This window comes from Methylobacillus sp. DLP286 (genome assembly GCF_056636515.1).
In genome coordinates, this window is record NZ_CM153145.1 from 831,518 (window position 1) to 857,323 (window position 25,806).

A 25,806-nucleotide genomic window follows, 5' to 3' on the forward strand; every position below is an offset into this window, starting at 1 on the left:
GCCAACCCTGCCGCTGTTATTGCGTCCACACGCAAGCGCCGCCCTTGTTCAGCGCCTGCAGATATTCCTCATGCGCCGCCTGCTCCGATTCGCTTGCAGCCAAGACTAGCAACGGCTTGCTGCGCGTTAGCCTGATCTCCTCATTGCCCTCTATCGGCCCGTGGTCCAGCATGTCGATCATCAGGCTTTCCTGGCCGCGCGTCATGGCCATGTAGACATCGGCGAGCAATTCCGCATCCAGCAAGGCGCCGTGCAGCGTGCGCGAAGAATTGTCTATGCCGTAATGCCGGCACAGGGCATCCAGGTTGTTGCGCTGCCCAGGACGCATTTCCTTGGCCATTTTCAGCGTATCGATGATCTCCAGCACGCTGTGCTCGATATTCTGGCGTTCTATTCTGTTGAGCTCGGCATTGAGGAAGCCGATATCGAACGGGGCATTATGGATGATCAAGTCCGCGCCGGAAACGAATTGCAAGAAATCGTCCACAACATCGTGAAAGCGCGGCTTGTCCTGCAGGAACTCCAGCGTGATGCCATGCACCTCCTGCGCAGCCTGGTCGATCTCGCGATCGGGGTTGAGGTAGACATGGAAGTGATTGTTGGTCAGCCTGCGGTTGACCAGCTCCACCCCGGCGATTTCGATAATACGGTGCCCCTGGGCGTGATAAAGGCCGGTGGTTTCAGTATCGAGAAAAATCTGTCGCATGCCCATCCTTATGCCACCTCCCGGCCCAGCACTTGGTCAACGCCCTTGTTGGCCAACGCATCGGCGCGCTCATTGCCCACATTGCCCGCGTGCCCCTTGACCCAGACCCACTCGACCTGGTGCTGTTGCACCAGGCTATCCAGGGTCTTCCACAGGTCGACGTTCTTAACGGGTTTTTTGTCGCTGGTAAGCCAGTTCCTTGCCTTCCAGCTATGCACCCACTCCGTGATGCCCTTCTGCACGTAGGCTGAATCCGTATAGATTTTCACCGTACATTGGCGCTTCAAGGCTTCAAGCGCCCGGATGACAGCAGTCAGCTCCATGCGGTTATTGGTCGTCACCAGCTCGCCGCCCCAAAGCTCTTTCTCACGTCCGGCAAATGACAGCCACGCCCCCCATCCGCCGGGACCTGGATTGCCCTTGCAGGCACCGTCGGCATAAATTTCTATCACGCTATTACTCATGTTTTTTCTGTATATCCGTTTTTTGGGTTGGAGTGGGCAACAGGCCGGCCTTGAGCTTGGACTTGTTCCATGCCGGCTTGATCAGGCGCATGCTGACGACCCGTTTTTTGGCCAGGACAAAGTATACCCCACCCATCAAGGGCCACAGCCTTGCCCCGAGACGCTCGATCCTGCCAAGGCGCCCATGGCCGCTGCTATTGCGGAAAGGCGGCATATGGCATGCCATTGTGACCTCGACGACTTCGAAGTCCAGCAGCGCCAGCCAATCCTTGACCCGCATCAGGCTGAGAAAATTCGCATCCCAGGGATAAACGTCATGGTCGCTGGCCAGGCGGCGCGCCCCCCAGGCGCTGACCGGGTTGAAGCCGGTGATCACAATATGCCCCTCCGGCACCAATACACGGGCGGCTTCACGCAAGGTCTGGTGCGGATGCTCGCTGAAATCCAGGGTATGCGGCAACAACAACAAATCCAGGCTGTCCGCCTGCAATGGAAATTGATGGGATGCGCAGCGTATCGAGCCGTTCGCGACGTCGGCATTGAACTGGTATGGAATGCGGCAATGCCGCAACAATGGCATCTGCAGCATGCCGAACTGCATGGCATTGAAGCCGAAGATATCGTGCACCACCCGGTCAAACAAGGCCTGTTCCTGCTCCTGCAGGTATTGTCCTAATGGGCTGGCAAGCCATTGTTCTTGCTTCTCTATTGACATCAGGCTCCCAACATATCATTAATAGACATCGCACATTGACTGATCGCTTAGATGCTTGAGATTATCCCGGTTCCTGCCTTCAAGGACAATTATATCTGGCTATTGCACCAGCATGGCCACGCCGTCGTGGTGGACCCAGGTGACGCCCAGCCTGTATTGGAGACGCTGTCCGCGCTAGGTTTACAGCTGAATGCCATCCTGGTCACCCATCACCACATGGATCATATTGGCGGCGTGGAAGAGCTGATCCACGCCACGTCAGCCCGGGCATTCGCACCTGAGAAAGAGCAATACCCGTTTCCGCACCAGCCGGTCGTTGCCGGCGACCGGCTGGACTTTGCCGAGCCTGCGCTTTCCCTGTCGGTACTGGAAGTCCCCGGCCATACCCTGGGCCATGTGGCTTATTGCGGCAACGGCATGCTGTTCTGTGGCGATACCCTGTTTGGCGCAGGCTGCGGCCGCCTGTTTGAAGGGACTCCTGAGCAAATGTACACATCACTGCAGCAATTGACGGAATTGCCTGCGGATACAAAAGTGTATTGCGCACATGAATATACCGAACACAATCTGGAATTCGCCTTGTCCCTGGAACCTGGCCATGGGGCATTGCTTGCCCGCCAGCAGGCAACCAGCGCCTTGCGCGCCAAAGGCCTGCCCAGCCTGCCTTCCAGCCTGGCATTGGAGCTGGCTACCAATCCCTTCCTGCGCTGCCACGAGCCTGGCGTGATCGCGGCATCAGGCAGTGCGACGCCAGATCCGGTGAATGTTTTTACGGCAATCCGGGAGATGAGAAACCATTTTTAATCATCAACATAATGAAGTTACTTCAAGTTGGGTGTTTATTTTTGCCATAGACTTGACGCTGCATTCCCTCATTCGCTACTATCCTAGCACCCGAAGCCATCACGAGAAATGTGAATGACTGTGAAGTCCCTGCTGAAGCTGGTATTACTGGCGTTACCTATCATTACAGCTCCCGCAGCTTACGCTGTCACCAATGTGGTCGGCGACGAGATCGTCATTCTCGGGGATTATCCCAGCGATGATGTTGCAGGCTACATGCCTGACAGCGCCAATCTCCAGAGCCAGGAAAACCTCGCCACCTTTGACTTGTGGCAGCGGATTCGCGACGGCTATGGCATCCCGGAACTGCAATCCCCGATCACCAGCACGCACGAAAGCTGGTATTCCTCGCGTCCTGACTACGTCAAGCGCATGGTGGACCGCAGCCAGCGCTATCTCTACCATATCGTCGAGGAAGTGCAAAAACGCGGCATGCCCACAGAGATTGCATTGCTGCCCATGATAGAAAGCGCGTTCAATCCACAGGCGCTCTCGCGCAGCAGCGCTTCGGGAATCTGGCAATTCATCCCGTCGACCGGCAAGAATTTCGGCCTCAAGCAGGACTGGTGGACAGATGGCCGCCGGGACGTCACTGCCGCGACCAACGCAGCGCTCAACTACCTGCAGAAACTCTATATCATGTTTGGCACCTGGGATCTCGCCCTAGCGGCCTACAACGCGGGTGAAGGCACCGTAAGCCGGGCCATTGCCCGCAACCGCAGCCTAGGCCTGCCGACAGACTACCAGAGCCTGGAACTGTCGGACGAGACAAAAAATTACGTTCCCAAGCTGCAGGCGGTCAAGAACATCATGACAAATCCGCAACGCTACGGCCTGAACATACAGAGCATTCCCAACCGGCCCTACTTCGTCAAAGTCACCGCTCCTCAGCAGATCGACGCAAAACTGGCAGCAGAACTGGCCGAAATTTCCTCCGAAGAGTTTGCTTCACTCAATCCCGAATACAACCGCCCGGTACTCACCGCCAACGGCCAGGTGCATGAAATCCTGCTGCCCATCAGTGCAGCCGAGATTTTCACCAACAACCTGGCGGTCTACGACAAGCCGTTGGTCAACTGGCAAACTTACCACGCCAAGCGAGGCGAGCGCATGGACAGCATCGCGCGGAAATTCGGCATCGACCCGGCAAAGCTGCGCGACATCAACGGCCTGAGTGCGAACAACCTCAACAGCAATATGCCATTGCTGGTGCCCGTCCCGGCGGACACCATCACTGAGGCCACGATTGCCATTGCCGACCATGGACAGCTTGCCATGGCTGCCACTAGTGCAACAATACCCAGCACGATCAAGCATATGGTGAAAAGCGGCGATACCATCAGCAGCATTGCCAAACGCTACAACATCAGCAACCAGCAGCTGATGAGCATGAACGGCCTGAAATCCAGCACGTTGAAGCCCGGACAGGCGCTCACTGTCACAGCTCCATCTATCGCGCGCGCTCTTGCCAGGAAGATCGTCAGCCGTCATTACGTCGTCAAGCGCGGCGACACCCTGGACAGCATTGCACGCAAGTTCGATGTGCAAAGCAAGGACTTGCAGCGCTGGAACAACCTGACCGGATCTCACATTGTTCCAGGCAATAAGTTAACTGTTTCCCGGCCAGACGAGGCTTAATGGCTTTCCCGCATGCGTGATCTTCTCCCAGCCTTGAGTTACCCTGCCGCCGTGACTGTACTGCTGGCCACCTGCCTTTCAGCTTGTGGCCGCTCCCCTGTCGAGCAAGTCGTCAATTACGACCTTGAATACCCGCCGGAAAACGGCGGCACGATGATCGACGCCACGCGCGGCGAACCTAGCGGCTTGATTACGATGATTGCTGGCGAGGCTGCCGCATCCGCAGTGGCGCAGAACATCTTCAGCAGCTTGCTGCGCTATGACAGGAATCTGGAATTCGAGGGGGAGCTGGCCGAGTCATGGCAGATTTCCCCGGACCAGAAAGTCATCACCTTCAAGCTCAAGCCCAACCTGAAATGGGCGGACGGCAAGCCGCTCACCAGCGCGGACGTCCTCTTCACATGGAAGCTCATCACCGACGACAAGACCAGGACGCCCTACGCCTCCGACTACAAGCTCGTCATCAAGGCCGAAACGCCTGATGCGCGCACTTTCAGGGTAAGCTACGCCGAGCCTTACGCCCCGGCGGTCAATTCCTGGGCGGGGTTGGACATCCTGCCCAAGCACCTGCTGGAAGGCAAGGATATCAACAATACGCCTTTTGCCCGAAACCCGGTGGGCAGCCATTACTACAAACTGGAAAAATGGCGTCCTGGCGAGCAGATTTCCCTCGTGAGCAATCCCCTTTCTACGCAGGGAATACCGAGGATAGAACGCCTGGTGAGCAGATTCATCCCTGACGAGGCTTCGCAGTTCCTCGAGCTGATGGCCAACAATATCGACACCATGGCGCTGTCGCCGGTGCAATACGCGCGTATCTTCCCCGCACGGCCAGAATTGCAGAAAAAATTCTCGCTTTACAAGGAGCTGGGCAATAGCTACACCTACCTTGGCTTCAACCTCAAGCGCAAGCCTTTCAACGATGTCCGGGTGCGCAAAGCCATCAATTACGCCATCAACAAGCAGGAGCTGATCGACGGCGTGTTGCTGGGCATGGGGGAGCCGGTCGCCTCCCCTTACAAGCCGGGCACCCGCTGGTCCAATCCCAACCTCAAGCCATACAGTTACGACCCCGCCAAAGCCAGGGCCTTGCTTGAGGAGGCCGGGTTCAAGAAAAACAGGAACGGCATCCTGGAGCGCAACGGCAAGCCGCTCTCCTTCGAGATTCTCACCAACCAGAACAAGCAGCGTGAAATGAGCGCAGTGCTGATTCAGCGCCGGCTCAAGGAGATCGGCATCGATGTGCAGATCAGGGTGCTGGAATGGGCCAGCTTCATCGGCCGCTTCATCAAGACCGGCGACTTCGACGTGGTATTGCTCGGCTGGCAATTGGCGGTCGACCCGGACCAGTATGCCATCTGGCATTCATCCCAGCAGGCGCCGGGCCAGTTCAATTTCATCGGCTACAAGAACCAGCGCGTTGACCGCCTATTGGAGCGCGGACGCATGGAGCTCAACCCGGACAAGCGCATGAGCACCTACCACGAATTCGCGGAGATCCTGCTTGAGGACAGTCCCATCGTCTACCTGTTCGCAGGCTACGGCCTGCAAGCCATGCACAAGCGCATCAAGGGCATAGACAACCCTGCCCCGCCTGCCGGGATCGGGCACAATTCACAGGACTGGTATATCCCCAGGCCATTGCGTCGCACGGAGATCAGCCAGTGATGCCGGTTGCTGCCAATATGCTCGCTGACCTTGGACCGTCTTACCGGAAGGCCTGCGCATGTTGAAATACCTATTGAAGCGCCTGTTCTGGATGGTGCCGCTGCTGATCGGCATCAGCCTGGTTTCCTTCCTGATCATCCATCTCGCGCCTGGCGACATCACGACCACCGAGGCCGGCTTCGATCCCAAGGCCAGCGAGGAGTCGCGCCAGAAGCTGCGCGAACTGTACAACCTGGACAAGCCCGTGATCGTGCAGTACGGCCTGTGGCTGCAGCGCATGGTCAAGCTAGATTTCGGCACTTCATTCGCCTCCCATCAACGCCCGGTGTTCTGGCAGACCAAGGACAAGGATGGCAACGTCACGCCGGGCATGATCCAGGAAGCGCTGCCCATTACCTTGCTCATCAATGTCCTGAGCCTGGGCCTGATCATCGTCATCGCGCTGCCGCTAGGCGTCGTCTCGGCCCTGACGCAGAACCGCCTCCCGGACCGCGCCATCACCCTGTTCGTCTTCGTCGGGTTTGCCATCCCGGGCTTCTGGCTGGCATTGCTGCTCATGTACTGGACCGGCGTCATGAATGACTGGCTTCCCATTTCAGGGCTGCACAGCCAGGGTGCCGAACATATGCATTGGCTCGCCTACGCCTGGGATGCATTAAAACACCTGGCCTTGCCGGTGTTCATCTCGGCATTGAGCGGCTTGGCAGGCATTTCCTTGTTCGTGCGCAACGGTATGCTGGACGTATTGCACCAGGATTACATCACCACCGCGCGCGCCAAGGGCCTGCCGGAAAATACCGTGGTCTATGGCCACGCCCTGCGCAATGCATTGTTGCCGCTCATCACGATTTTCGGCCTTTCCATCCCTGGGCTGATCGGCGGCTCCGTGATCGCGGAATCCATCTTCGCCATTCCCGGCATGGGCAAGCTGTTCTACGATGCCGTATTGATGCGGGACTTCCCCGTCATCATGGGCATACTCACCATAGGCTCGGCGCTGACGCTGCTGGGCAACCTGCTGGCCGACCTGGCCTATGCCTGGGCCGACCCGCGCGTACGCCGTGGAGTGATGCAATGAAGCGCGCGCTTTCGAACCCCTTGGCCCTGGCCGGCTTCATCATCATCGTTAGCATTTTCCTGCTGGCATTGCTTGCGCCGTTGATCGCGCCATACGAACCGGATGCCATCGACGTCAAGGCGATTTTGCTGAGCCCTTCCTCCAGCCACTGGATGGGCACTGACGCGCTGGGCCGCGATGTATTTTCGCGCATGCTGTTCGGGGCACGTATTTCTTTGCTTGTCGGGTTGGTTGCCGTCGGCATTGCCACAATCATCGGCATCATCCTCGGCGCGATCGCGGGTTATTATCGCGGCTGGGTGGACATGCTCATCATGCGGGCTGTCGATGTCATGCTGTCGATCCCTACCTTCTTCCTGATCCTGGCTGTCATCGCATTCCTGACGCCATCCATCTGGAACATCATGATCATTATCGGCCTGACTTCCTGGATGGGCGTCACCCGCCTCGTACGGGCCGAATTCCTGAGCCTGCGCAACCGCGAATTCGTCATGGCCTCGGAAACCCTGGGGGCCAGCGACAACCGACTGATTTTCAGGCACTTGTTGCCCAACAGCATGACGCCCGTGATCGTCAGCTCGGTACTCGGCGTAGCGAGCGCAGTATTGATCGAGTCCGGCTTGAGCTTCCTCGGGCTAGGCGTGCAGGCGCCGCAAGCGTCATGGGGCAATATCCTCACCGACGGCAAGGAATATATTCAATTTGCCTGGTGGCTGTCCCTATTCCCCGGGCTGGCTATTTTGATTACCGTATTAGGCTACAACCTATTCGGCGAGGGCCTGCGCGACGTATATGACCCGCGCTCATCGCAATCGCGCTAGCAGGTAGATTGATTAATGCAGCAAGCCGTGGAATTCCTCCAGCGGTAGCGGCTTGGAGAAGAGGTAGCCCTGGAATGCCGTGCAGCCATACTGCCGCAGCATTTCCATTTGCTCACGGGTTTCCACCCCTTCGGCAATCACTTGCAGGTCCAGCGCTGCCGCCATCGCGATAATCGCTTTTACGATCACGGCGTCGTTGGCGTTGTGCACGATATTGCCGACGAAGCTGCGGTCTATCTTGAGCTGGTTCAACGGCAAGCGCTTCAGGTGCACCAATGAAGAATAGCCGGTGCCGAAATCATCCATGGCAAAATGAATCCCCAGCTGCTGCAGCTCCAGCATTTTCTGCGCGTTGTCCGAGGTTCCCTCCATGATGAGGCTTTCCGTCAATTCGATTTTGAGGCGTGAGGGATTGATCTTGGTTGCTTCCAATATGTCCCTGATCTGCTTGACGAAATCCTCCTGGCATAACTGGCGGATGCTGATGTTGACTGACAGCACCAGGTCGCGGGTATGTTCATGCCGCTCCCATGCCTTGAGCTGCTGGCAGGCGGTGCTGAGCACGTAATGACCTATCGGCAGGATCAGTCCGGTTTCCTCGGCCAGGGAAATGAATTGCGCAGGAGGCACAAGGCCACGCACTGGATGCAGCCAGCGCAACAGCACCTCGGCCCCATAAGCACGTTGCTCCGCATCCACCTGGATTTGATAATAAAGCAGAAGCTGGTTTTGGCTGACTGCCATGCGCAGGTCCGCCTCCAACCCCGCCTTGCGTTCTATCATTTCCTGCATGTGGGGATCGAACAGGCAATAGGTATTGCGCCCGGTCTGCTTGGCCTGGTACATCGCCGTGTCCGCACGGCGCAAGATTTCATGGATGTTGTCTTCGCCGCTCAGGATGCTGATGCCGATACTGGCCGTGCAGTGGTAGCGATAGCCCTTGAGTTCGTAGGTATGGCTGATCGCCTGGCATACCTTTTCCGCGACCCGCAAAGCCCCTTGCGTCGCAAGCTGCTCATCGGCGCTGATGTCCTCCAGCACCACCAGGAACTCGTCTCCGCCGAACCTGGCCACCATGTCGTGTTGCCGCACCGAGCTGCGCAGCCTTGAAGAAACCTCCGTCAGCAGCAGGTCGCCGAAATCATGGCCTTTGGTATCATTCAGCGTCTTGAAGTTATCCAGGTCGATGAAGAAAATGGCGCCATAGGTTTTATTTTTTTGACTATTCATCAATGCCAGCGAAAGCCGGTCCATCAACAAGCGCCGGTTGGGCAACTGGGTCAGCGGATCATAGAAAGCCAGACGATAGATGTTTTCCTTGGCCTCTTTCTGCTGGCTGACATCGGAAAAAGTGGCAATGTAGTTGATGATGTGGTTGCGGTCATCGGTAATCGCCCTGATCGTCAGCAGCTTGGGGTAAATGGTGCCGTCCTTGCGCTTGTCCCAGACCTCGCCCTGCCAGTAATGATGCTCGCGCAGCTCATTCCACATCCTGCGGTAAAAAGACGCATCCTGCCGGCCGGACTTCAGCAGCGAAGGCGTCATTCCCAACACCTCGTCCTGACGGTATCCAGTCAGGCGGGTAAATGCGCTATTGACCTTCAAAATGATATTGTTGGCATCCGTCACCAGGATGCCATCCTGGCTTTCAAAAGCGTGGCGCGTAATCCTGAGTTCGCTCTCCGCCTCCAGCAGGCGTTTCCTTAACTCGGCGACTTCGTGTTGCAGCAGGTCATATTGATCCCGCAACTCCATGCTTGGCAGCAAATGGTGCAGCAACCTGCTCAGCCATTGCGGACATTTAAAGCCTTGTAAAGTGGCAGCCAGGGCGCCTGTCCGCACAACACACCCTACGCCATTCATATTCCCCGTGAAAAACGCCATTTCATCACTTTCGGTGTTATTGATATTGTGACTACTGCAAGGTATTTAACCATTATTAAAAAATGGTTATTTTGGTAAAAAATATCGCTTGTTTTTACAACGCTTGCCATGCGTATTGAATGCGTACAATCAGCTGATAAAGCCTTAACCACAATAGTTAAATGTTAAATTGGCGACAAATAAAGCGTCAATCGATTTCCACAATTTGAGAATAGTACATTTGGCCTATTCAGCTGGCTTACAGAAAACAATCCCTAATTACTTCATTGAATAAAAAAAAGCCGGGATTTCCCGGCCTTGATTATCTATTATTGAAAAATGCAATATTGACGCATCGGTCATTCACAAAAGTCAATTCGATGGTCTTATAAGTCCGCTTAGGATCATACTTCACCAGATCCTTGTAGTACCACATCTCCACCTGGTCAGGCTTGCCCTGCTTGTCTGTGGGGCGCCCAATGACGGTGGAGGCATTGCTTGGCTTGACAGACTGCTCCTTCTTGAGCGGTTCGCCAAGCTGCTTGGCGACGACGCTGCGCGTCTTGTTGCCAAATGCATTCAGAAATTCCTCTTCGGTGTAGGTCGTCTTTTTAGGCTCGGCCATCACGGGTGCAGCCACCGTGATAGATACGAGCAATGCGCCAACCACCAATAAATACTTCTTGTGCCATGCCATTACAACAACTCCTTCTTCCTCTGTGTATAGGTCCCATCCGTCATGCGGCAAGCCCTTTTCGTTAAAAATCAGCTATCTCAAGCTTGAGCCCATCATACCCTACCTGCACGGAGGATGGCAGCATTTTGCTGACCGCCTCATATTCCATTTCATGCGTCATATGAATGAGATAGGTCTGCTTTGCGCCGATGACGGCCGCCTGCTCCAGGCTTTGCTCAAGGCTGAAATGCGTGTAGTGCGGGGTATAACGCAAGCAGTCCAGCAACAAGACATCCAGGTCTTGCAACAGTTCCAACGATGTTTCGGGTATGGCGGAGGCATCGGTGAGGTAGCCAAGCCTGCCAAGCCGGTATCCATACATTTCCAGGCGCCCGTGCAATATCGGCACCGGGACGATTTGGGCGCCGAACAATTCGAATGCACGCTCGACCGGGTTGACGCTCAGAATAGGCAAGTCCCAGTAGTCTCCGGGTTCGCGGATCGCATAGCCGAACTTGCTGACAATATGCTCCATCGCATCCGGCTTGCCATACAAGGGGATCTGCTGGCGCTGTTTCTGGCAAAAGGCGCGCAAGTCGTCAATGCCATGCAGGTGATCTGCATGCGTGTGAGTGTAGAGCACGGCATCGACATGGGTAACGCCTTCCCGCAAGGCCTGCAAGCGGATATCCGGGCCGGTATCGATCAGGATGTTCTTGCCATTACCCAGGGTGATTAACGAAGAGCAACGGCTGCGCTTGTTCTTCGGGTTGTCTGACAGGCAAGTGGCGCACTGGCAGCCAATCACCGGCGTCCCGGCGCTGGAGCCGACACCCAGCATCGTCAGGCGCACGGGCGCGCATCCTTGAACAGGCGGAAGAAGTTTTCCGTGGTCGCCTGCTCGACTTCCTGATAGCTGATGCCGCGCAGATTGGCGATTTCCTCGGCGACATAGCGCACGTAGGCAGGCTGGTTGGGCTTGCCGCGAAACGGCACGGGCGCGAGGTATGGGGAATCGGTCTCGACCAAAATACGGTCCAGCGGCACCGCCTTGGCCACCTCTTTCAAAGTCACCGCGTTCTTGAAGGTCACAATGCCGGAAAAAGAAATATAGAAGCCAAGCTCTATCGCAGCCAGGGCGACTTCCAGGCTTTCGGTAAAGCAATGCATGACGCCGCCGACCTTTTCCGCATGCTCTTCGCGCATGAGCCGCAGCGTGTCTTCCGCTGCATTGCGCGTATGAATCACCAGCGGCTTTTTCGCACGGATGGCAGCCCGGATATGCGTACGGAAACGCTCGCGCTGCCACTCGAGGTCGCCGGTAAGGCGGAAATAATCCAGGCCGGTCTCGCCGATAGCGACCACTTTGGGATGTGCCGCCAGTTCGACCAGTTGGTTCTCGGTGAACTCAGGCTCATCTTCATAATCCGGATGCACGCCGACAGAGGCATAGAAATTATCATATGCCTCAGCCACGGCAAGCACGTCGGGAAAGTCAGGCAATGTCACGGAGATGCATAACGCATGCCCGACCCGCTCTTGCTGCATGGCGCCACGCAGGGATTCAAGGTTTTGACGCAATTCTGGGAAATTCAGGTGACAGTGAGAATCAACCAACATAAAACAAATAAATCAAAAAATTAAGAATAAGTATTAAAAAAATATTACATTGTGTGCGTAGGCCGCTGCGACTTCAACGCATTACCCAACAAACCTTCGATCTGGTTTCGCGCCTGAAGGCCGCCGTCTTTCTCGCTCAACTGCACCCCTATCCCCTGCGGGCGGTTGCCATGCGCGACCGGGCTGATCCAGATCACCCGGCCGGCCACTTTGAGCTTGTCGGGGTTGTCAAGCAAGCTAAGCAGCATGAAGACCTCGTCGCCGATATGGAATGACTTGTTGGTTGGGATAAACAATCCTCCCCCCAGGATAAAAGGCATATACGCCGCATACAAGGCCGCCTTTTCCTTGATCGCAAGCGACATCACGCTAGGTTTGTGCATTGTCTGCTTGTCTGCGTCTTCTTGTTCGCTCATGTTGACCTCTATCCGGAAAACAGCTTGCTGTACTGCAATAACAAATGCTCGAGTTGCAGTTCGTTATTCAAAGGATGGCTGGCCGAACGCCTCGCTTCATCCACCTGGCGCTGGAACGCCAGCAATGCGCTCAAGTCTACGCTTTTGCTCAATGCTTGCAAAGCCGCGGTATCCCGCACATGGTAACGCGGGACCGCGCCCAAGCTGACGGCGACAAGATCGTACAGCCATTTCTGCAATGCGGTCGTCGCCTCTTCCATGCCGATGGCGGCAAACTCGCTGGCCGAGCCGAACGGATCGAGCTTCTGGCCCTGGGCAAGCCTTGCTGGCACTAGTTGCACCTTGTCGCTGCCGGCAGCCGCCTCCGCAGCGCTGAGAGGAGAGCCTCCGCTATACGCCAGCCAGTACTGGGCGTCCTTAATGCCTTGCTGCTCTAGCCATGCCAGCGCTTCCGCCTCCGAAGGGGCAGGCATTTCCAATTGCTGGCAGCGGCTCATGATGGTGGGCAGCAGGCGCTGGGGGTGACTGGTCACGAGGATAAAGATGACGTCGGCCGGCGGCTCTTCCAGCATTTTCAGCAGGGCGTTGGCCGAAGTCTGGTTCAATGCGTCGGCCGGGTGGATCACGACGATGCGCACCCCGTCGTTCTGATGGCTGGAAAGCTCCAGGAAGCCGGCAAGCTCGCGTATCTGCGCCACGGATATCTGCGTGCTCTTGCGAGCTGGCTTCTTGCTGGCTGCCGCAGGCTCGGCAGCATCCTCCTGCTCCGGCGTCAGTAGGCGGTAATCGGGATGGCTGTTCTGCAGGAACCAGCTGCAGCTGACGCAATGGCCGCAGGCATGGCCATCATCAGCGGGCGACTGGCACAACAGCGACTGTGCCAATGCATTGGCAAACTCCAGCTTGGCAATCCCCTGCTTGCCTCTCAGCAGCAAGGCATGATGCCTGCGCCCGCTCGACTGCTGCAAGCGCTGCCAGGTGCTGGCATGCCAGGGATAGCGCTGGCTTGTCATGCCCCGAACTTCTGCATGATATCGAGCACATGCACTCTCACATCATCCAGCGGCTGGTTGCCGTCAACCAGCCGGAAGCGTTGCGGCTGGGCCTCGGCGCGCGCGAGATAGCCATTGCGGATACGACGGAAAAATTCGGCGCTTTCGCGCTCGAACTTGTCCGGCTCCCTGGCCGTGGCCAGCCGCGCCACGCTGACTTCCACGGGCACGTCGAACAACAGGGTCAGGTCTGGCTGCAGGCCCTGCTGCACCCATGCCTCCAGCGCCTCCACCTTTTCGCGCGGCACGCCGCGTCCGCCGCATTGATAGGCGAACGAGGCATCGGTGAAGCGGTCGGACACCACCCAGGCGCCGCGCGCCAATGCCGGCTCTATCACTTCGGCAATATGTTCGCGCCGTGCCGCGAACATCAGCAGGGTTTCGGTTTCCGCATGCATGCGCTCATGCAGCAGCAATTCACGTAATTTCTCCCCCAACTGGGTACCTCCGGGCTCGCGCGTGGAAACCACCTCAAGCCCACGCGCCCTAAGCGCTGCGATGATGCTCTCTATGTGCGAGCTCTTGCCTGCGCCATCCATGCCTTCCAGCGTGATGAATTTACCGCGCATTTCTACCTTTCAGTTGATATCGCACCACTGCGCGATTATGTTCGTTGAGAGTGCGGGAAAATTGATGGCTGCCATCCCCCTTGCCGACGAAATACAAGGCGTCGGTCTTGGCCGGGTGCAATGCCGCGGTAATGGCGGCCATTCCCGGCATGGCAATAGGCGTGGGAGGCAGGCCGACCCGCGTATAGGTATTGAACGGCGTATCGCGCAACAGGTCCTTCTTTCGCAGGTTGCCGTCGAACGCTTCTCCCATGCCGTAGATCACGGTGGGGTCGGTCTGCAACCGCATGCCAATGCGCAGGCGGTTGAGGAACACGCCTGCAATGACGGAGCGCTCGCTCGCCTTGCCCGTCTCCTTTTCCACGATGGACGCCATGATCAAGGCCTCATACGGAGAGCTGTAGGGCAAGCCTGCCGATCGCTGCTCCCAGGCAGCCTTGAGGCGGTTCTGCATCGCGACGTGCGCACGCTTGAGGATGTCCTGGTCGCTCATGCCCTTGCTGAAAAAATAAGTATCAGGAAAGAACAATCCTTCAGGGAGGCTGCCGGCAGCGCCTATGTTGCGCATGATCTCTTCATCGGTATACGCCATGGTGAGGTGGCGCACCGATTCGTGGTTGTTCAGCGCCTGGCGCATCTGGGCAAAGGTCCAGCCCTCGATGAAGGTAATGCTGTCCTGGGTCACGTTGCCGTTGCTGAGGGTGATGAACAGCTCGTACGGCGTCTGGCCCGACTCCAACAGATAGTTGCCGGCCTTGATGCCGCCGGCCATTTTCATGGCCCTGACCAGCAGGATGAAGCTCCATGGCTCCTTGAGGACGCCCTGGTCGACCAGCTGCTCGGAAATGGTGCGCAGGCTGCTGCCCATGCGCAAATCGAACTCGACCGTCTTGGTGGGAAACTGCAAAGGGGTGGTAACAAAATAAGCCATCCATGCGGCAAATGAAATGACCAGGACGGCCACCAACACAAACAAGCTCTTCAATACGCGCATGCTATTCCTGCAAAATTTGCCGCAACCTGCCAGCCAGCTGGCCTGCCAGCCAGGTTCGGCCATTGAAATCCACAACCTGCCAGGCGCCGTAAAGGCTATTGCACATCACGACCTCATCAGCACTCATCAACTCGGCTAGCGTCAATGGCGTGATGACGGGAGTCAATCCAAGACCGGGCGCAATATCCAGAATACGTTGGCGGGTAATACCAGCGACACCGCAACGTTCAAGGTCAGGTGTCGCGAGTATTGTACCTGAGCGTGCCAAGATATTGCTCATTACCCCCTCGACCACCAGGCCGTCCTGGTCCAGCATTATCCCTTCGCTGATGCCGGGGTCGGTCCACTCCTGCCTGGCGAGCACGTTTTCCAGGCGATTGAGGTGCTTGATCCCGGCCAACAAGGGTTGATGCGCCAGCCTGGTATTGCAAAGATGCGCACGAATGCCAGCACTGGCATTCTGTTCTGGATAGCTGGGCAATGGACTGCGGATGACGATACGCGTGACGCTGACGCGATCGGCAACCGCATACCCGCGCTCAGCGATGCCGCGGGTCAATACCAGCTTGACGACGCCATCGCCCTGGTCCGCAAAAAGCCTCGCAATATCGGCTTGCCAGGCGGCTGCGTCAGGACACAGCAGTTTAAGGCGCCTGCTGTCGTCGTCCAATTTGGCATAGTGCTCTGCCCAGGCTGCCGGTTGACCCTGCACTACGCGGATGGTGCGAAATACGCCATCGCCGTAGGCAAGTCCGCGATCCAGCGGGGACACCCCCGCATCGGGGACACCGTTAATCAGGAAGGTGGTTGTACTCATTGGGATATGTAAAATCAACAGCCGTCCATGCTAAAGCATATGCACCGGCTTAGAAAGATTTTCTCTCCACAAAAGCTGTGGATAATTTTGTGGATGGACTTCGGAAAGTACTGCTAAGCTACCGTTACCATTACAGTTTTTCTGAATCGCCCAGTTTTTAGGCAGATAATTTTATTTTTAAAAATCAATGATTTACAAAAACACCCATATAAACAAGCAGTAAAGACGACATCTTACTGTCATATGCCACAAATCTGTGCATAAAGGCCCGTGACTCTTCATGAGAGTGCACGGGCCTTTACGGAGTTTGCTTCGTTTTAAGTGTGAGTTAAATCTTGCGGAATACCAGGCTTCCGTTCGTACCGCCAAAACCGAAGTTGTTTTTCACGGCCGCATCAATCTTCAAATCCCTGGCTTCATTGGCACAAAAATCCAAATCGCATTCAGTATCCTGATTGAAGATATTGATGGTCGGCGGAGATATCTGATGATAGATGGAGAGTACGGTGAAGACCGACTCCAATCCGCCCGCACCGCCCAGCAAGTGGCCCGTCATCGACTTGGTGGAATTCACCACCAGGTTCTTGGCGTGGTCGCCAAATGCAGCCTTGATCGCATTGGTTTCATTCACGTCGCCTAACGGCGTGGATGTGCCGTGCGCGTTCACGAACTGGATCTGGTCGGGATTGAGGCCCGCATTCTTCAATGCATTGACCACCGAGCGGCGAGGGCCATCCATGCTGGGAGCCGTCATATGATATGCATCGGCACTCATGCCGTACCCTACCAGCTCCGCATAGATCTTGGCACCGCGCTTCTTGGCCGACTCATACTCTTCCAGCACAAGGACACCGGCCCCTTCGCCAATCACGAAACCATCACGGTCGGCATCCCAGGGACGGCTGGCCGTGGCGGGATCATCGTTACGGGTCGACAAGGCACGTGCGGCAGCAAAGCCGCCCACGCCAAGCTCAGTAATCGGCGCCTCGGCACCGCCGGCCACCATGATGTCGGCATCACCATATTCAATCATGCGGGCTGCATCGCCAATCGAGTGCGTGCCTGTAGTACAAGCCGTCACGATAGCGACGTTCGGACCCTTGAACCCATACATGATGGAAAGGTTGCCCGAAATCATGTTAATGATGGTGCCGGGAATGAAGAAAGGCGAAATCTTTCGCGGACCGGACTCGTGATGAACCTTGTCCGTATCCTCGATCAATTGCAGGCCGCCGATGCCGGAGCCGATGGAGACCCCAATGCGCTCGGCATTTTCCTCAGTCACTTCAATGCCCGCATCCTTCACCGCCTCGATCGCGGCCGCCATGCCGTATTGGATAAAAGTATCCATACGACGGGCTTCCTTGGCGGGAAGATATTGCGATACGTCGAAGCCCTTCACTTCGCCCGCAACTTGCGAGGCAAAAGGGCTGGCATCGAATTTGGTGATATTGGTGATACCGGATTGACCGGCCACAAGATTGGCCCAGGATGTTTGTACACCGATACCGACTGGTGACACAACGCCTAGGCCAGTTACAACTACCCTACGCTTGGACAAGGCAACTCCAAGTAAAAACGGAAATTGGGGAAAAAAGCTTACTTCAGGTTTGCGTTGACGTAGTCAATCGCTTGCTGAACTGTTGTGATCTTTTCGGCTTCTTCGTCAGGAATTTCGCAGTCGAATTCTTCTTCCAGCGCCATCACCAATTCCACGGTGTCGAGAGAATCAGCACCCAGATCGTCAACAAAGGAGGATTCGTTCTTGACGTCAGCCTCGTTTGCACCCAGTTGTTCGGAAACGATCTTTTTAACGCGTTGTTCGATGTCAGACATCTAAATTATTCCTTTCAAGTTTAAGTCGCTTAAAAAAGCTCGGGCTATTCTATCAAAAGTCCCGAGGAATTCAAAAACAGAATGACTAAGTGGTATAGGCCGCTATACAGGGCATTACGCCATGTACATGCCGCCATTCACATGCAGGGTTTCGCCGGTGATATAACCCGCAGCCTGGGACGCCAGGAAGCCGACTGCCGCAGCAATATCGGCTACATCGCCGAAACGGCCAGCCGGCACGCGTTTCAAGAGTTCTTCGCGTACATTGTCGGGCAGTTCGCGCGTCATGTCGGTATCGATAAAACCTGGCGCGACGCAGTTCACGGTAATGCCCCGGCTGCCGACTTCTGCCGCCAGCGAGCGCGTGAACCCCGCCATGCCGGCCTTGGCTGCCGCATAGTTGGCCTGGCCGGCATTGCCCATATGGCCCACCACGGAGGAGATGTTGATGATACGGCCGCTTCTGGCCTTCATCATCGGGCGCAGCACCGCCTGCGACATCCGGTAGACGGATGTCAGGTTGGTCGCGATCACGGCGTCCCAGTCTTCGTCCTTCATGCGCATCAATAGGGTGTCGCGCGTGATACCTGCATTGTTCACCAGGATGCTGACATCGCCAAACTGGCCGGCAATGTTCTTCAATACGGTCTCGACTTGCCCGGCGTCATTGACATCCAACGCCAGGCCAATGCCGCCGTAGGCGCTCAACGCCTGCGTAATATTAGCAGCGCCGGACTCACTGGTCGCGGTGCCGACTACCTTGGCGCCCTGCTTTGCCAGCTCCTGCGCAATGGCGGCGCCAATACCGCGGCTGGCGCCTGTAACAAGTGCAATTTGCCCTTCCAGCATGATTGCCTCCTCCTCGATGATTATTGATTGAATTGCGCCTGGGCTTCCGCCAGCGCTTCCTGGTTGATCAATGCGATGCATGGCAGCTCGGCCACCGTGCGCTTGACCAGCCCGGCCAATACCTTGCCAGGGCCGCACTCCGCGCTGGCAGTCACGCCGGAGGCATGCACCGCCTGCACGGTTTCCACCCAGCGTACAGGGCTGTAAAGCTGGCGCACCAAGGCATCCTTGACCTTGGCCGCATCTTCATATGAAGCCACGTCTGCATTATGCAGCACTGGGATTTGGGCGGATGCGAACCCCACATCCTTGAGATACTCGGCCAGCTCATCCGCCGCAGGCTTCATCAGGGCGCAATGGGACGGCACGCTGACCGGCAGCAGCAAGGCGCGCTTGGCGCCCTTCGCCTTGGCAGCCTCGATACCGCGCTCAACCGCAGCCTTGTGCCCGGCGATCACGACCTGGCCAGGGGAGTTCAAATTGACTGCTTCCAGCACCTCGCCTTGCGCCGCCTCGGCACAGGCCGCACGAACGGCATCGTCGTCCAGCCCGAGCACGGCCGCCATGGCGCCGACGCCTTCGGCCACGGCACGCTGCATGACGTCGGCACGGAAACGCACCAGAGGCAATGCCGCTTCGTAGGACACGATGCCGGCCGCAACCAGCGCGGTGTATTCGCCCAGGCTATGGCCAGCCAACACGGTCGGCAGTGGCCCGCCCTGGGATTGCCACGCGCGCCATGTCGCAACGCCGGCGGCCAGCATCAACGGCTGGGTATTGGTGGTCTGGTTGAGCGCATCGTTGGGCTCGGTCGCCATGCGCCAGAAATCGACGCCAAGCGTATCGGAAGCCTCGACGAATGTGTCCTTGATCACGGCAAGATCGCCAAAGCCCTGCATCATGCCGACGGATTGTGAGCCTTGCCCGGGAAAGAAAAATGCGAAATTCATGAATGCGGCCTTTTTTTAGGTCGTAAGGAATCGTTTGAATGAATTAATACTTGAGGAGCACGGAGCCCCAGGTAAAGCCGCCGCCGAATGCTTCCATCAGCACGGTTTCGCCACGCTTGATGCGCCCGTCGCGCACGGCGACATCCAGGGCCAGCGGTACGGATGCGGCGGAGGTGTTGCCGTGCTTGTCCACGGTGACCACCACCCGGTCCATTTCCATGCCCAGCTTGCGCGCGGTCGACTGCAGGATGCGGATATTGGCCTGGTGCGGCACCAGCCAATCGATGTCCGATTTCTGCATGCCGTTGGCCTCCAGCGTTTCATCGACGATGGCGTCCAATGTGTTCACCGCGATCTTGAACACGGCGTTGCCTTCCATATGGATGGTCTTGTCCTCGCCGCGGTTGGAAACGCCAGTCGGCACATTGAGCAGTTTTGTGTAGCTGCCGTCGGCGTGCAGATGAGTGGAGATGATGCCCTGCTGGTCGCTGGCGCCCAGCACTACCGCGCCGGCGCCGTCCCCCCAGAGGATACAGTTGCTGCGGTCGGTCCAGTCGGTGATGCGCGACATGGTCTCGGCCCCCACCACGAGCGCGGTGCGCGCCGCGCCGCTGCGGATGAAATTATCGGCAGTGGCAATCGCATAGATGAAGCCGCTGCATACCGCCTGCACATCGAACGCAGGCGCGCCCGTATTGCCCAGCTTGTGCTGCAGCAGGCAAGCCGTGCTCGGAAACACGCGGTCGGGCGTCGTGGTGGCGACAATGATCAAATCCACGGCATCCGCAGTGACGCCCGCAGCCTCCAGTGCACGCTGTGCGGCATGGAAGGACAGGTCGCTGGTGAATTCGCCCTCGGCGGCAATATGCCGTTGGCGGATGCCGGTACGGGTATAGATCCACTCATCCGTTGTATCGACCATGCGCTCAAGATCAGCGTTGGTCAGAATCTTCTCCGGCAAATAGCTGCCGGTTCCCAAGATGCGCGAATAGATGGTCATATGCCCTCTTTATATATTCTCGGCACCCGGCGCAGCAGGCTGCGGCTTGAGGTGCTCGATTTCGAGTTGCTCGGTGATACGGTTCAGGACGCCGTTGCGCGACTCTTCCGCCGCCGCCTGGATCGCATATTGGAACGCCAGGCTGTCTGCGCCGCCGTGGCTCTTCACCACGACGCCGCGCAAGCCCAGGAAGGTGGCACCGTTATAGCGGCGATGATCCAGCCTTCGCTTGAAGGCCTTGAGCACGGGCATGGCAATCAATGCCGTCAGCTTCGTCAGCCAATTGCGCTTGAATTCTTGCGTCAAAAAACGATTGACCATCTGGGCCAGACCTTCAGAGGTCTTGAGGGCGACATTGCCGACGAAGCCGTCGCAGACCACGACATCGGTCGTGCCCTTGTAGATGTCGTTGCCCTCGATATTGCCATAGAAATTGAGATGGCTCGCGCGCAGCAGTTCGCCCGCCTGTTTCACCACCTCGTTGCCCTTGATGTCCTCGGAGCCGATGTTGAGCAGGCCCACGGTAGGCCGCTCCTTGTGCTCGACGCAGGACACCAGCATGGCGCCCATGATGGCGAATTGCAGCAAATGCTCGGGAGTACAGTCGGCATTGGCGCCGAGGTCCAGCATGTAAACCCGGCCTTTTTGGGTTGGCAGTATGCCTGCGATCGCAGGCCTGTCTATGCCCGGCAGCGTCTTGAGGACAAAACGCGCCGTCGCCATCAAGGCTCCGGTATTGCCGGCGCTGACGCACGCATTTGCCTCGCCGCTCTTGACGAGGTTGATGGCCACGCGCATGGATGAATCTTTTTTGTTCTTGAGCGCGCTCTGGGGAGACTCGTCCATTGCCACCACTTCAGTGGCATGGTGAATCCTGAGGCGCGGGCCTGCCGCCGCCTTGTTGGCAGAAAGCTCGGCCTCGATCACATCCTTCAAGCCGACAAGAATGATGTTTAATTGGCTATCCTGCTTGATAGCGTTGAGCGCGGCGGGAATGGTGACATGAGGGCCATGATCGCCTCCCATCGCGTCGATAGCAACAGTTATATCCATGCTCACAATCGGAGGTTAAATACAAAAGCGCCAGCCGTAAAGGCTGGCGCATATACCTGCAAATCCAGGGAGATTACTCACCCTTGGCTGGCAATACCTTGCGGCCACGGTAGTAGCCGTTAGGGCTGACGTGGTGACGCAGATGGGTTTCGCCAGTGGTTGGCTCAACTGCCAGCGGCGGGTTGGTCAGGAAGTCGTGGGAACGGTGCATGCCACGCTTGGATGGTGACTTTTTATTTTGTTGAACGGCCATAATTTGCTCCTAATTAAACTAATCGTTTTGGCTTTTGCCAGCTTTAAACCCTTTTAACACAGCAAAAGGACTTGGTTTTTCCAACTCGACCTTGCCAGCGCCGCCACACGCCTCTTCAGCATGCTTGGGCGCCAATGGCAAAGTCAGCAATATCTCGTCTTCTACCAGGTCTATCACCGGCATTTGCGTTTCCGCCACCAAGTAATCCACCTCATCGTCATATTCATCTGAATCTGGCGATGGAATCGCATCTTCACTGGTGACGATCACAAAATCTGCAGCCACATCCAGCGGGTATTCAAATGAATCCAGGCAACGCTGACAAGTCAGCTTGAGCGCACCGCGCACTTCTAAATGAAGCGTGGGTTTGCCCGACTTGTCCGCCCTGCCATTCAAGGTGATTTCCAGCGAACCATCGGTATCGGCCAGATACTCACCCAAGCGAGAAAATCGCAAGAGCGGGATTATATCATGAAACTCTTGCGCTTTTCTCGAGAAGTCGAGACTGTTGATAACAGGCATGTGGATTGCTTGTGCAGTCATAAGCCGCGCATGATATAATTTGCGGGTTTCCCTGTCAAAAATCAGCACTATTTTTCAGGTTTAGGTTTACTACGTGATCAAAAAAATTCTAATTGCCAATCGTGGCGAAATTGCCGTGCGTATCGTACGCGCCTGCTCCGAGATGGGCATCAAGTCTGTTGCTATATATTCTGACGCCGACCGCCACGCATTGCACGTCAAAAAGGCGGACGAGGCCTACAACATCGGATCCGATCCGGTGCTGGGCTACCTGAATGCACATAATATCGTCAATCTTGCCGTCGCATCGGGGTGCGATGCGCTGCACCCTGGCTATGGCTTCCTTTCCGAGAACCCCGAGCTCGCCGAAATCTGCGCGCGCCGCGGCATCAAGTTCATCGGGCCCGACGCCAAGGTGATTCGCCAGATGGGGGATAAGATCCAGGCGCGTACCGCCATGATCAAGGCTGGCATCCCATGCGTGCCCGGCAGCGACGGCAACCTGGAAAACCTGGAAGAAGCACGCAAACTCGCCGCCAAGATCGGTTATCCCGTGATGCTGAAAGCCACCAACGGCGGCGGCGGCCGCGGCATTCGCCGCTGTAACGACGAAAAAGAGCTGCTAGGTAACTACGACCGCGTCATTTCCGAGGCCAGCAAGGCGTTCGGCAAGCCGGAAGTGTTCCTTGAAAAATGTGTGGTCAATCCGCGCCATATCGAGGTGCAGGTGCTGGCCGACAGCCACGGCAACGTCATCCACCTGTTCGAGCGCGACTGTTCGATCCAGCGCCGCAACCAGAAGCTGATCGAGATTGCGCCTTCCCCGCAATTGAGCAAGGCGCAGCGCGAGTATATCGGCAACCTGGCGGTCAAGGCCGCCAAGGCCGTAGGCTACAAGAACGCGGGGACGGTCGAGTTCCTGCTCGATTCCGACAACAACTTCTATTTCATGGAAATGAACACCCGCTTGCAGGTGGAGCATACCGTGACCGAGCAGATCACCGGCATCGACATCGTGCAGGAGCAGATCCGCGTCGCCGACGGCCAGCGCCTGCAGTACAAGCAGTCGGAAGTGCAGTACCGCGGCTTTGCCATGGAATTCCGCATCAACGCGGAAGACCCCAAGAACGACTTCCTGCCCAGCTTCGGCAAGATCACCCGCTACTACGCCCCCGGCGGCCCGGGTATCCGCATGGACGCCGCCATGTACAGCGGTTACGTGATCCCGCCCTACTACGACTCCATGTGCGCCAAGCTCACCGTTTGGGCGCTGAATTGGGAAAGCGTGGTGGAACGCGGCCGCCGCGCGCTCAACGACACGGTGGTGTACGGCGTCAAGACGACGATTCCTTATTATCAGGAAATCCTCAAGCACCAGGACTTCCGCAATGCCCAGTTCAACACCAGCTTTGTCGAGTCCCATCCCGAGCTTGCCAACTATGCAACCCAGTTCCCGCGCGAACTGATTGCAGCGGCGATTTCAGCCGCCATAGCTGCCCACGAGGGTATCTGAGGCTTAAAATTAACACCTTGAAGTGGTAGAAAAAGATTATGGCAAAAGTACATGTAACCGATGTAGTTCTACGTGATGGTCACCAGTCGCTGATTGCGACCCGCATGCGCACCGACGACATGCTGCCCATCTGTTCCAAACTCGATGCTGTCGGCTATTGGTCGTTGGAAGCCTGGGGCGGCGCGACATTCGACGCCTGCGTACGCTACCTGCGCGAAGACCCCTGGGAGCGCCTGAAAAAATTGCGCAAGGCATTGCCCAACACGCGCATCCAGATGCTGTTGCGCGGCCAGAACCTGTTGGGCTACCGCCACTACTCGGATGACGTGGTCCGCGCCTTCGTGCAAAAGTCCGCCGACAACGGTATTGACGTGTTCCGCATTTTTGACGCCATGAACGACCTGCGCAACCTCAAGGTTTCCATCGAAGCAGTCAAGGCGGTCGGCAAGCATGCAGAAGGCACTATCAGCTACACGACCAGTCCCGTGCATGACATCCCCTATTTCGTCAACTTGGCGAAGGAACTGGAAAGCTTCGGTTGCGACACCATCGCCATCAAGGATATGGCGAGCCTGCTCACGCCGCAGGTGACGGGCGACTTGGTCAAGGCTCTGCGCGAGGCGGTCAGCCTGCCCATCCACCTGCATGCCCATGCCACTTCCGGCCTGGCCAGCATGTCGATCCAACGTGCGGTAGACAACGGCGTTGCCATCGTCGACGGCTGCATTTCCTCATTTGCCGAAGGCGCCAGCCTGCCTACCACCGAAAGCATCGTCGCGGCCCTGAAAGGCACTGATTACGACACCGGCCTGGATATCGGCCTGCTACAGGAAATCTCCGCCTATTTCCGCGAAGTGCGCAAGAAGTACTGGCAGTTCGAAAGCGAATTCACCGGCGTCGATACCCGCGTGCTGGTCAACCAGGTGCCGGGCGGCATGATTTCCAACCTTTCCAACCAGTTGAAGGAACAAGGCGCGCTGGACCGCATGGACGCGGTGCTGGACGAAATCCCGCGCGTACGCGAAGACCTGGGCTATCCTCCGCTGGTCACGCCCACCTCCCAGATCGTCGGCACCCAGGCGGTATTGAACGTCATGACGGGCGCGCGCTACAAGTCCGTCACCAACGAGGTCAAGAACTACCTGTTGGGTCATTACGGCAAGGCGCCTGCCACCGTCAACCCGGACGTGCGCAGCCTGGCCGTCGGCAATGCGCAAGTCATTGACTGCCGCCCTGCCGACCTCCTGACTGCGGAAATGGAAAAACTGCGCAATGAGGTGGAAGGCCTGGCCAAGAGCGAGGAAGACGTGCTCACCTATGCCATGTTCCCCGACCTGGCAAAGACCTTCCTGCAAGAGCGCAATGCCGGTACGCTCAAGCCCGAGCCCCTGCTGGACAAGGAGGCCGTCACTTCCAGCGAATCCCATTCGCGCTTCGCGCCTACCGAGTTCAATGTCACATTGCATGGCGAAAGCTTCCACATCAAGCTGACCGGCAGCGGCCACCACGGCGAAGAGCAGCGTCCATTCTATGTCTCGGTGGACGGCGTGGCGGAAGAAGTCGTGGTGGAAACCCTCAATGAAATCGAGGTTTCCAGCGGCCAAAGCAGCGGCGAAGCGAAAAAGAAGGCAAGCAGCACTACGGGCAGCGGCCGTCCCCGCCCGACCCATGCCGGCTGCGTCACCACCGCCATGCCCGGCACCATTGTGGACGTCAAGGTCAACGTGGGCGACAAGGTGAATGCGGGAGATGCCGTTCTCGTGATCGAAGCCATGAAGATGGAAAACGAAATCCAGGCCTCCAAGAGCGGCGTCGTGGTTGCGATCAACGTCAAGAAGGGCGATAGCGTCACTCCGGACGAAGCCCTGCTGGAAATCCAGCCCGACTGAG

At 57.1% G+C, this 25,806-nt stretch carries 27 protein-coding genes; 7 read left to right on the forward strand and 20 right to left on the reverse strand.

Annotated elements, in window-relative coordinates; translation table 11 throughout:
• Positions 1 to 16 precede the first annotated feature (16 nt).
• From dnaQ to ACWXTG_RS03975, 3 genes are read right to left on the reverse strand one after another with little or no spacing between them, the layout of a single operon-like run.
• A complete protein-coding gene (gene dnaQ / locus ACWXTG_RS03965) occupies positions 17 to 706 on the reverse strand; it encodes a DNA polymerase III subunit epsilon (protein ID WP_407994878.1) in 690 nt (229 codons plus the stop codon).
• A gap of 8 nt (positions 707 to 714) precedes the next feature.
• The gene (rnhA, locus tag ACWXTG_RS03970) at positions 715 to 1,170 is read right to left on the reverse strand and encodes a ribonuclease HI (RefSeq protein ID WP_480220782.1); all 456 of its coding nucleotides are present in this window, start codon (positions 1,168 to 1,170) and stop codon (positions 715 to 717) included.
• Positions 1,163 to 1,885 carry a methyltransferase domain-containing protein gene (locus ACWXTG_RS03975; protein ID WP_480220783.1) on the reverse strand — a complete coding sequence of 241 codons (723 nt, stop codon included), beginning with the start codon at positions 1,883 to 1,885 and terminating at the stop codon, positions 1,163 to 1,165. The genes rnhA and ACWXTG_RS03975 overlap by 8 nt, the downstream gene beginning before the upstream one ends.
• A 51-nt stretch (positions 1,886 to 1,936) precedes the next feature.
• On the opposite strand from ACWXTG_RS03975, the gene gloB reads away from it, so the two are divergent.
• From gloB to ACWXTG_RS04000, 5 genes are all read left to right on the forward strand, one after another.
• Complete coding sequence (gene gloB, locus ACWXTG_RS03980; protein ID WP_480220784.1) at positions 1,937 to 2,689, forward strand: hydroxyacylglutathione hydrolase; 753 nt, start codon at positions 1,937 to 1,939, stop codon at positions 2,687 to 2,689.
• A 114-nt stretch (positions 2,690 to 2,803) separates the two neighbouring features.
• Positions 2,804 to 4,366: a lytic transglycosylase gene (locus ACWXTG_RS03985; RefSeq protein ID WP_480220785.1), complete on the forward strand. Its 1,563-nt coding sequence runs from the start codon at positions 2,804 to 2,806 to the stop codon at positions 4,364 to 4,366.
• A 12-nt stretch (positions 4,367 to 4,378) separates the two neighbouring features.
• The gene (locus ACWXTG_RS03990; RefSeq protein ID WP_480220786.1) at positions 4,379 to 6,034 is read left to right on the forward strand and encodes a peptide-binding protein; all 1,656 of its coding nucleotides are present in this window, start codon (positions 4,379 to 4,381) and stop codon (positions 6,032 to 6,034) included.
• A 58-nt stretch (positions 6,035 to 6,092) separates the two neighbouring features.
• Positions 6,093 to 7,112 (forward strand): ABC transporter permease, encoded by a 1,020-nt coding sequence (locus tag ACWXTG_RS03995; RefSeq protein WP_309565312.1) that lies wholly within the window; start codon positions 6,093 to 6,095, stop codon positions 7,110 to 7,112.
• A complete protein-coding gene (locus tag ACWXTG_RS04000) occupies positions 7,109 to 7,933 on the forward strand; it encodes an ABC transporter permease (protein ID WP_480220787.1) in 825 nt (274 codons plus the stop codon). Before ACWXTG_RS03995 ends, ACWXTG_RS04000 begins: the two co-directional genes overlap by 4 nt.
• Before the next feature lie 12 nt (positions 7,934 to 7,945).
• On the opposite strand, the gene ACWXTG_RS04005 is transcribed toward ACWXTG_RS04000, so the two are convergent.
• From ACWXTG_RS04005 to ACWXTG_RS04085, 17 genes are all read right to left on the reverse strand, one after another.
• Positions 7,946 to 9,712, reverse strand: a complete 1,767-nt coding sequence (locus ACWXTG_RS04005) for a putative bifunctional diguanylate cyclase/phosphodiesterase (RefSeq protein WP_480220788.1) — start codon at positions 9,710 to 9,712, stop codon at positions 7,946 to 7,948.
• Between the two features lie 406 nt (positions 9,713 to 10,118).
• Positions 10,119 to 10,493: a hypothetical protein gene (locus ACWXTG_RS04010; protein WP_480220789.1), complete on the reverse strand. Its 375-nt coding sequence runs from the start codon at positions 10,491 to 10,493 to the stop codon at positions 10,119 to 10,121.
• Positions 10,494 to 10,554: 61 nt separating this feature from the next.
• Entirely contained in the window at positions 10,555 to 11,325 is a 771-nt protein-coding gene (locus ACWXTG_RS04015; protein ID WP_480220790.1) for an MBL fold metallo-hydrolase, read from the reverse strand.
• Entirely contained in the window at positions 11,316 to 12,092 is a 777-nt protein-coding gene (locus tag ACWXTG_RS04020) for a TatD family hydrolase (RefSeq protein WP_480220791.1), read from the reverse strand. The genes ACWXTG_RS04015 and ACWXTG_RS04020 overlap by 10 nt, the downstream gene beginning before the upstream one ends.
• 44 nt (positions 12,093 to 12,136) lie before the next feature.
• Positions 12,137 to 12,508 (reverse strand): PilZ domain-containing protein, encoded by a 372-nt coding sequence (locus ACWXTG_RS04025; protein WP_480220792.1) that lies wholly within the window; start codon positions 12,506 to 12,508, stop codon positions 12,137 to 12,139.
• An 8-nt stretch (positions 12,509 to 12,516) separates the two neighbouring features.
• Positions 12,517 to 13,521 carry a DNA polymerase III subunit delta' gene (gene holB / locus ACWXTG_RS04030; protein WP_480220793.1) on the reverse strand — a complete coding sequence of 335 codons (1,005 nt, stop codon included), beginning with the start codon at positions 13,519 to 13,521 and terminating at the stop codon, positions 12,517 to 12,519.
• A complete protein-coding gene (gene tmk / locus ACWXTG_RS04035; protein ID WP_480220794.1) occupies positions 13,518 to 14,129 on the reverse strand; it encodes a dTMP kinase in 612 nt (203 codons plus the stop codon). Before tmk ends, holB begins: the two co-directional genes overlap by 4 nt.
• Positions 14,119 to 15,123 (reverse strand): endolytic transglycosylase MltG, encoded by a 1,005-nt coding sequence (gene mltG, locus ACWXTG_RS04040; protein WP_309565321.1) that lies wholly within the window; start codon positions 15,121 to 15,123, stop codon positions 14,119 to 14,121. Before mltG ends, tmk begins: the two co-directional genes overlap by 11 nt.
• Position 15,124: 1 nt before the next feature.
• Entirely contained in the window at positions 15,125 to 15,940 is an 816-nt protein-coding gene (pabC, locus tag ACWXTG_RS04045) for an aminodeoxychorismate lyase (RefSeq protein ID WP_407994891.1), read from the reverse strand.
• Between the two features lie 328 nt (positions 15,941 to 16,268).
• Positions 16,269 to 17,501, reverse strand: a complete 1,233-nt coding sequence (gene fabF / locus ACWXTG_RS04050) for a beta-ketoacyl-ACP synthase II (protein WP_480220795.1) — start codon at positions 17,499 to 17,501, stop codon at positions 16,269 to 16,271.
• A gap of 38 nt (positions 17,502 to 17,539) precedes the next feature.
• The gene (gene acpP / locus ACWXTG_RS04055; protein ID WP_011479726.1) at positions 17,540 to 17,776 is read right to left on the reverse strand and encodes an acyl carrier protein; all 237 of its coding nucleotides are present in this window, start codon (positions 17,774 to 17,776) and stop codon (positions 17,540 to 17,542) included.
• 114 nt (positions 17,777 to 17,890) lie between these two features.
• The gene (gene fabG / locus ACWXTG_RS04060; RefSeq protein ID WP_480220796.1) at positions 17,891 to 18,625 is read right to left on the reverse strand and encodes a 3-oxoacyl-ACP reductase FabG; all 735 of its coding nucleotides are present in this window, start codon (positions 18,623 to 18,625) and stop codon (positions 17,891 to 17,893) included.
• A gap of 20 nt (positions 18,626 to 18,645) precedes the next feature.
• Positions 18,646 to 19,575, reverse strand: a complete 930-nt coding sequence (gene fabD / locus ACWXTG_RS04065) for an ACP S-malonyltransferase (protein ID WP_480220797.1) — start codon at positions 19,573 to 19,575, stop codon at positions 18,646 to 18,648.
• 43 nt (positions 19,576 to 19,618) lie between these two features.
• Positions 19,619 to 20,575, reverse strand: a complete 957-nt coding sequence (locus ACWXTG_RS04070) for a beta-ketoacyl-ACP synthase III (RefSeq protein ID WP_287111516.1) — start codon at positions 20,573 to 20,575, stop codon at positions 19,619 to 19,621.
• Positions 20,576 to 20,584: 9 nt separating this feature from the next.
• Complete coding sequence (gene plsX / locus ACWXTG_RS04075; protein WP_480220798.1) at positions 20,585 to 21,628, reverse strand: phosphate acyltransferase PlsX; 1,044 nt, start codon at positions 21,626 to 21,628, stop codon at positions 20,585 to 20,587.
• 73 nt (positions 21,629 to 21,701) lie between these two features.
• Complete coding sequence (rpmF, locus tag ACWXTG_RS04080) at positions 21,702 to 21,881, reverse strand: 50S ribosomal protein L32 (RefSeq protein ID WP_230341835.1); 180 nt, start codon at positions 21,879 to 21,881, stop codon at positions 21,702 to 21,704.
• An 18-nt stretch (positions 21,882 to 21,899) separates the two neighbouring features.
• Entirely contained in the window at positions 21,900 to 22,403 is a 504-nt protein-coding gene (locus tag ACWXTG_RS04085) for a YceD family protein (RefSeq protein WP_480220799.1), read from the reverse strand.
• 94 nt (positions 22,404 to 22,497) lie between these two features.
• Here ACWXTG_RS04085 and ACWXTG_RS04090 point away from each other — a divergent pair, with 94 nt between their 5' ends.
• Positions 22,498 to 23,916, forward strand: coding sequence for an acetyl-CoA carboxylase biotin carboxylase subunit (locus tag ACWXTG_RS04090; RefSeq protein ID WP_407994896.1), 1,419 nt, complete (start codon positions 22,498 to 22,500; stop codon positions 23,914 to 23,916).
• A 38-nt stretch (positions 23,917 to 23,954) separates the two neighbouring features.
• Positions 23,955 to 25,805, forward strand: a complete 1,851-nt coding sequence (oadA, locus tag ACWXTG_RS04095) for a sodium-extruding oxaloacetate decarboxylase subunit alpha (protein WP_480220800.1) — start codon at positions 23,955 to 23,957, stop codon at positions 25,803 to 25,805.
• Position 25,806 lies beyond the last annotated feature (1 nt).

Excerpts from the sequence above, each read along its gene's own strand:
- dnaQ (WP_407994878.1), bottom strand. The coding sequence starts at position 706 with ATGCGACAGATTTTTCTCGATACTGAAACCACCGGCCTTTATCACGCC.
- rnhA (WP_480220782.1), bottom strand. The coding sequence starts at position 1,170 with ATGAGTAATAGCGTGATAGAAATTTATGCCGACGGTGCCTGCAAGGGC.
- ACWXTG_RS03975 (WP_480220783.1), bottom strand. The coding sequence starts at position 1,885 with ATGTCAATAGAGAAGCAAGAACAATGGCTTGCCAGCCCATTAGGACAA.
- gloB (WP_480220784.1), top strand. The coding sequence starts at position 1,937 with ATGCTTGAGATTATCCCGGTTCCTGCCTTCAAGGACAATTATATCTGG.
- ACWXTG_RS03985 (WP_480220785.1), top strand. The coding sequence starts at position 2,804 with ATGACTGTGAAGTCCCTGCTGAAGCTGGTATTACTGGCGTTACCTATC.
- ACWXTG_RS03990 (WP_480220786.1), top strand. The coding sequence starts at position 4,379 with ATGCGTGATCTTCTCCCAGCCTTGAGTTACCCTGCCGCCGTGACTGTA.
- ACWXTG_RS03995 (WP_309565312.1), top strand. The coding sequence starts at position 6,093 with ATGTTGAAATACCTATTGAAGCGCCTGTTCTGGATGGTGCCGCTGCTG.
- ACWXTG_RS04000 (WP_480220787.1), top strand. The coding sequence starts at position 7,109 with ATGAAGCGCGCGCTTTCGAACCCCTTGGCCCTGGCCGGCTTCATCATC.
- ACWXTG_RS04010 (WP_480220789.1), bottom strand. The coding sequence starts at position 10,493 with ATGGCATGGCACAAGAAGTATTTATTGGTGGTTGGCGCATTGCTCGTA.
- ACWXTG_RS04020 (WP_480220791.1), bottom strand. The coding sequence starts at position 12,092 with ATGTTGGTTGATTCTCACTGTCACCTGAATTTCCCAGAATTGCGTCAA.
- ACWXTG_RS04025 (WP_480220792.1), bottom strand. The coding sequence starts at position 12,508 with ATGAGCGAACAAGAAGACGCAGACAAGCAGACAATGCACAAACCTAGC.
- holB (WP_480220793.1), bottom strand. The coding sequence starts at position 13,521 with ATGACAAGCCAGCGCTATCCCTGGCATGCCAGCACCTGGCAGCGCTTG.
- tmk (WP_480220794.1), bottom strand. The coding sequence starts at position 14,129 with ATGCGCGGTAAATTCATCACGCTGGAAGGCATGGATGGCGCAGGCAAG.
- mltG (WP_309565321.1), bottom strand. The coding sequence starts at position 15,123 with ATGCGCGTATTGAAGAGCTTGTTTGTGTTGGTGGCCGTCCTGGTCATT.
- pabC (WP_407994891.1), bottom strand. The coding sequence starts at position 15,940 with ATGAGTACAACCACCTTCCTGATTAACGGTGTCCCCGATGCGGGGGTG.
- acpP (WP_011479726.1), bottom strand. The coding sequence starts at position 17,776 with ATGTCTGACATCGAACAACGCGTTAAAAAGATCGTTTCCGAACAACTG.
- fabG (WP_480220796.1), bottom strand. The coding sequence starts at position 18,625 with ATGCTGGAAGGGCAAATTGCACTTGTTACAGGCGCCAGCCGCGGTATT.
- fabD (WP_480220797.1), bottom strand. The coding sequence starts at position 19,575 with ATGAATTTCGCATTTTTCTTTCCCGGGCAAGGCTCACAATCCGTCGGC.
- ACWXTG_RS04070 (WP_287111516.1), bottom strand. The coding sequence starts at position 20,575 with ATGACCATCTATTCGCGCATCTTGGGAACCGGCAGCTATTTGCCGGAG.
- plsX (WP_480220798.1), bottom strand. The coding sequence starts at position 21,628 with ATGGATATAACTGTTGCTATCGACGCGATGGGAGGCGATCATGGCCCT.
- rpmF (WP_230341835.1), bottom strand. The coding sequence starts at position 21,881 with ATGGCCGTTCAACAAAATAAAAAGTCACCATCCAAGCGTGGCATGCAC.
- ACWXTG_RS04085 (WP_480220799.1), bottom strand. The coding sequence starts at position 22,403 with ATGCCTGTTATCAACAGTCTCGACTTCTCGAGAAAAGCGCAAGAGTTT.
- oadA (WP_480220800.1), top strand. The coding sequence starts at position 23,955 with ATGGCAAAAGTACATGTAACCGATGTAGTTCTACGTGATGGTCACCAG.